Annotated in this window: 2 protein-coding genes; both read left to right on the top strand. The window is 48.5% G+C overall.

Annotation, left to right across the window (positions count from 1 at the left end; genetic code table 11):
- Positions 1-238 precede the first annotated feature (238 nt).
- Positions 239-3,328 carry a SusC/RagA family TonB-linked outer membrane protein gene (locus OB13_RS17435; protein WP_461491462.1) on the top strand — a complete coding sequence of 1,030 codons (3,090 nt, stop codon included), beginning with the start codon at positions 239-241 and terminating at the stop codon, positions 3,326-3,328.
- Positions 3,329-3,360: 32 nt separating this feature from the next.
- Entirely contained in the window at positions 3,361-5,043 is a 1,683-nt protein-coding gene (locus OB13_RS17430; RefSeq protein ID WP_461491461.1) for a RagB/SusD family nutrient uptake outer membrane protein, read from the top strand.
- Positions 5,044-5,621 lie beyond the last annotated feature (578 nt).

Here is a 5,621-nt window from a genome sequence, read left to right as displayed (position 1 = left end):
ATTTTATCCTGAAAGCCTGATTTGCAATCTTTTAAAGATGTTTAAATTGGATGAGTAATTCATCGCTCATTTTAGTGTGGTTTGACAAGAATGCAAAACGCGAACACGTGCAGCCTCTGTGTACTGATTTGGCTTGAGTGAAGCTAATAATATGATTTAGGAAAGGATAGTTAAACCTAATTTGCTAAAACGATTTAGTTTGTATCGTTAATATCCATTTTAAAATAAAATTGAACCTATGAAACAGCATTTTACAGATTTTCTAAATGGTAATTATGCAAAAGGAAAAAGCCGCTTCTTATCGGTTGGCATGCTCTCTTTTGCCATAAGTGCGGGTTTGACCGCGCCACAAAGCCATGCAGCTGCTGCTCCGCAGCTCAACACACTCTCCTTCGTTCTGACACCAGAAATGTATGCAGGGCCTGATCGTACTTTCCGATATGACATTCAGGTAAACGGTATAGTAAAAGATGATAAAGGTATACCGCTGCCAGGCGTAACTGTCGTGGTGAAAGGAACAACAATCGGTGCGGCTACTGATACGGATGGCAAATTCAGTATCACTGTTCCGGATGAGCATCGCAACGGTGCCCTGGTATTCTCTTATATCGGTTATGCAGCGCAAGAAGTGAAGCTGGCCGGCCAGTCGCAAATCAATGTGACCCTGGCAACCGACGCCAAGGCTTTGCAGGAAGTAGTGGTAGTAGGGTATGGTACCATGGAAAAGAAAGAAGTCAGTAGTGCCGTAACTACCGTTACCAGTGAAGACTTCCAAAAAGGTGCCTTCAACAGCCCCATGCAAATGATAGAAGGCAGAGTGGCCGGGGTTACCATTTCCAACCCGAACGCCTCTGACCCGAATACGGGCCCGTCAATCCAGTTACGGGGTGCTTCTTCACTAAACGCGGGTAACGGACCGCTGATCGTGATCGATGGGTTGCCAGGCGGGGATCTGCGTAACGTGGCCCAGCAGGATATTGAATCCATTTCTGTACTAAGGGACGCCGCTTCTGCCGCCATCTATGGTTCACGTGGTGCAAACGGTGTTATACTGGTTCAGACCAAAAGAGGGAAGGCCGGCAAGGTTGCTGTAAGCTATGACAGCTACGTCGAGCATGACCGGGTGGCGGCCAAGCCTGATATTCTTTCTGCAGAGGAGTTTCTTCAGCGGGGAAGGGATCAGGATCGTGGAGCCCGGACAAACTGGTATGATGAGTTACTGCGAGAGGACAACTTTGGTCAGAACCACTCCCTTTCCGTAAGCGGAGGTAGCGAAAATACAGTGGCCCGCCTTTCAGCCCAGTACAGAACAAAAGAAGGGATGGATGTCGCTTCGGAACGCAGAGAATATGGCCTGCGGGCAAGTTTCCTGCAGATGGCCATGAACAAGCGCCTGGAAATAGGGGGTAATTTGTCCTACAGAATAGCGCATGAAGAATATACTAACTACGGTGCCTTCCAACAGGCCGTGAAGCTGAATCCTACCCTTCCGATCATGGATCCGAATGACCCTAATAAGTACAACACCATTTTAGGGTTTGATACTTATAATCCGGTTCAGAACCTGCTCGCCAGAGAGAATGGTGCCGACCGGGAGTATTCCATCATTGATATTTCTGCAAAGTTTAATATTCTGGATAACCTGAGTACGGAGCTGAAGCTGGCACGTCAGGGGCAGGATATGTACAGAAGAGAGTATCATACGGCCAACTCCGCAGAATCTGTTCAAAATAATAGGATAGGTCGTGCCCGCTTGGCGAATGAGGACTGGACCGATTATGTGGCAGAGTGGCTGAACAACTACAATACGACCATTGGCAAACATGCTTTCAGCGTATTAGGCGGCTACTCTTATCAGGAGTCTAGCACCAACGGATTCTATGCAGAGAATGCCAACTTTCCGTCTGATGCTTTCTGGTATAACAACCTGGGTGCAGGCGACTGGAATAGTGTTGAAAAAGGCCGCTTAGGCATGGACTCCTGGAAAAGTAAAGAAAAAACGATCGCCTTTCTGGGTCGTCTGAACTATAACTTTGACGACACTTACTTCCTGACCAGCTCTTTCCGCTATGAGGGGAGCACAAAGTTTGGAACGAAAAACAAATGGGGACTTTTTCCGGCCGTATCAGCGGCCTGGCGCATGTCTAATTTGCCGGCTCTGCAGGATATCGAGGCGATTGATGAGTTAAAATTGCGCGCCTCCTATGGGGTTACAGGCCGCTCAGGTTTTAACAGGTATACGGCCATGCAGCGTTACGAGGGGTATGGCAGGTATCAGAACGATGAAGGACAGTGGATACAGGTATACGGCCCTGGCAATAACTACAACCCAGGGTTACGCTGGGAAAAGGCCATCTCTTATAACATAGGTATAGATTTCAGCTTATTTAACAACAAGCTGACTGGTAGCATCGATGCCTTTGACCGCAGAAGCAGTGACCTGATATCGGAGTATTCAGTACCTGTACCACCTTTTCTCCACACTACGATGGTCGTTAACGTAGGTACCACGAGCTCAAAAGGTGTGGAGCTTCTGCTGAACTATAACGTTGTCAATACGGATGACTTCAGCTTTACCACTTCTTTTACCGGCTCTTATTCGAAAGCTATATTGGGAACATGGTCGGATGATACCTATCAGGCAGACTTCATTGATCTGCAGGACCTTCCATCACCTGGTAACCCGGGGCCGGCTTACAGATTGGAAGACGGGACTGATCTGGGTGCCTTCTATGGCTACAAATATGCCGGTGTGGATGATGAAGGAAATATCCTGGTATGGAAGGAAGGTGTGGAAGGTACTGAGAGACTGCGGGCCAGTGGTAACAACATACAGGCAAGCCGTGACAGAGACAGAACCTACATTGGCAACGGTGCCCCCCGCTATGAGCTGGGCTGGACCAACTCCCTCGGCTACAAAGCCTTCGACCTGACCTTGTTCTTCAGAGGCCGTTTTGACTACGAAATTCTGAACCTGTACCAGATGTACTATGGCCTGCAGGGAGAAGCCAGTACCAACTTGCTGAAAGATGCCTATGACCGCAACGATCATATAAAATCAGGAAAAGTGATCACGGATTACTTCCTGGAAAGCGGCGATTTTCTGAAACTCGACAACCTGACACTTGGATGGTCACCCCGATTGGGCGTCGATGCGATCAGCAATTTCAGAATCTATGGTTCAGTTAGAAATGTGTTTACACTGACCAAGTATTCCGGCTTGGATCCGGCATCTGTGGGAGTCGCAGGTTTAACTCCAGGCTACGGCAGCCTGGATGTCTATCCTACGACCCGAACTTTCGCACTCGGTGCTCAGATCACTTTCTAATTACAAGTTAAACATCAATTAGGTATACCGATATGAAGAAATATAAATTACTACTTGCGTCGCTCCTCTTCATGGCCGTCACCCCGGCCTGTACTGACCTGGAGGAAGAAGCGTTTGATGTGATGCCTGCGGGTAACTATTACCAGGACAGGAACTCCGTGATAGCTGCTGTTACCCGCCCGTACGAGCACGGGCACTGGAATGGCTGGGACGGCGACCGCTGGCTTTTGTCTGAACTGACAGCAGACAATTTTGTATGGGCTCAGAAGGGCCGGCACGGGCAGGATGGGGGAAACTGGGTACGGCTGCATCGCCATGAGTGGACGGCTGACGAAGGCGCTGTGAATGGCGGTTGGAATGGCCCGTACCAGGGCATTATGCAGTGTAACGTGATCATGGAGGACCTGGCTAAGCTGGATTATGCCTCCCTGGGACTCTCAGAAGAAGACAAGAGCAGGCACATCAATGAGCTACGGGTGTTGCGTGCCTGGTTTTATACTTTCCTGATAGACTTTTACCGGAGCGTTCCGATTGTCACCATGTCAGGAGAATTGAAGACCAATTCAACCCCACAGGAGGTGTTTGCCTTTATTGAAACAGAGCTGAAAGAAGCTTTGCCAAACCTCCCCAAAAATGCCCGCTCAGGCCGTTGGGACCAGGGCGGCGCTGCTGCTTTGTTGGTACGTATATACCTGAATGCAGAAGCCTGGACCGGGACACCCCGTTACCAGGACTGCGCCGCAACGGCCGAAAAGATCATAAGCGGAGAGTACGGTGCATATAGCATTGATCCGGATTACAAAGGCCCCTTCAGATCAGGCGTGAACGGCTACAAGTCGCCTGAAAACATCTTCGAATTCCCGCATGCTAAAAACCTGTACGAATTCGGATGGATGTATAATGCGATGCAACATTACCAGGCAAGGTACTCCCTGGATAATACTTCAGGAGGCTGGAACGGAGTCACGTTAACTCCTTCCCGTGACCTGGCAGGTAACATATACAACCATACATTAGGAAAGCCCTATGAAAGTTTTTCGGATGACGATAAGCGTAAGCAACCATTCCGTACTACCACAGCAAATGGTGACTACGAAGGTTTCTTCCTGATCGGGCAGCAGTATGAGTTTAACACCGGCAAAGGATATGGATTTGACAGCACGAAAGCTGTATTGGGAACGGAAGAGTATACCGGCAAACCACTGAAGTATGTTGACCAGGTAGGTCGTTTCTCTGAAGGTTCTGCAGGTTTAGCCAAGGGCTCTCATGTGGAAACAGGGGAAGAAAATACCGGGGTTCGGTTTTTGAAATTCCCGTGGTTACCTGATTCAAAAGGTATGTTCATGTTCAATGCTGCTCCTGAAATCCGATTGGCAGAAGTCTATTACGCGTTGGCTGAAAGTAAATACCGGGCGGGCGATAAAGCTGCTGCAGCTGTCCTCCTGGATGCAGTACGTATGCGAAACTTCCCTGAAAACAAATGGGCTGCCAACAGCTACGTTGCCAACATGGGTAGGCTTACGGACGATGAGTTTGTGGCCGAGTTAGGGCGCGAATTCCTGGGCGAGCGTCACCGCAGAACGGATCTGGTACGTTGGAAGAGATTCGGAAATGCCTGGTGGGACAAGGCAGTAGACGGAGCCGATAAAACAGTGTTTCCAATACCGGCGCGAGCGCTTAATGCTAACCCACTCTTAAAGCCGAACGGGTATTAATGGCCTGTTGCTACAGTTAAACCAACAGCGCATTTGCTGAAACGATTATTTTGCTTTTCAGACAAAGAGGCACCCCAGCAAGGGTGCCTCTTTTTTATTATACCTTTACCGCTATACCTGCAAGAAGCCTGTTAAGGCACGGACAATATAGGTGCAACATTTTCGTAAGAAGAATAAGCGTGCTTCCGGAAGTGGACAAGGTATACCGGATCAGCAGGAAACTGATCGTGGGAGTGCGGGTGGTTTTCTATCTCCCTTGTTCAGGTATAGCGCCTGGCAGGTGATTCAACCAAGCTGCCTTTGCGGCATAACATGAGAGGTCGGTCCGGGCTTTTGCGACCCTGGACTTCAGTTCACCAGGAGGCAAAAGGTATAATTCCTCTGAAAAAGGGCTGAAAGTGCCTGAAAAGGAAACCAATTATTCAAAAAGAGTTTCTGCATTGTTTAACTACGGGTTATCTTTGCATGCAGCCTCAAAACTCCATTTAACTATTAACTAATTTTTTTAAAGGGGCAAGGCTATGCTTAGCGCTTGAATGTTATGCCTACTAAAACGAAGAAAGAAATCATTTTGGAGA

The sequence above is a fragment of the Pontibacter sp. HJ8 genome (genome assembly GCF_054824225.1).
The sequence above is the reverse complement of the archived record's forward strand: the minus strand, read 5'-3'. Positions and strand labels throughout refer to the sequence as shown.

Coding starts and splice junctions, on each gene's coding strand:
- OB13_RS17435 (WP_461491462.1), top strand. CDS start 239: ATGAAACAGCATTTTACAGATTTTCTAAATGGTAATTATGCAAAAGGA.
- OB13_RS17430 (WP_461491461.1), top strand. CDS start 3,361: ATGAAGAAATATAAATTACTACTTGCGTCGCTCCTCTTCATGGCCGTC.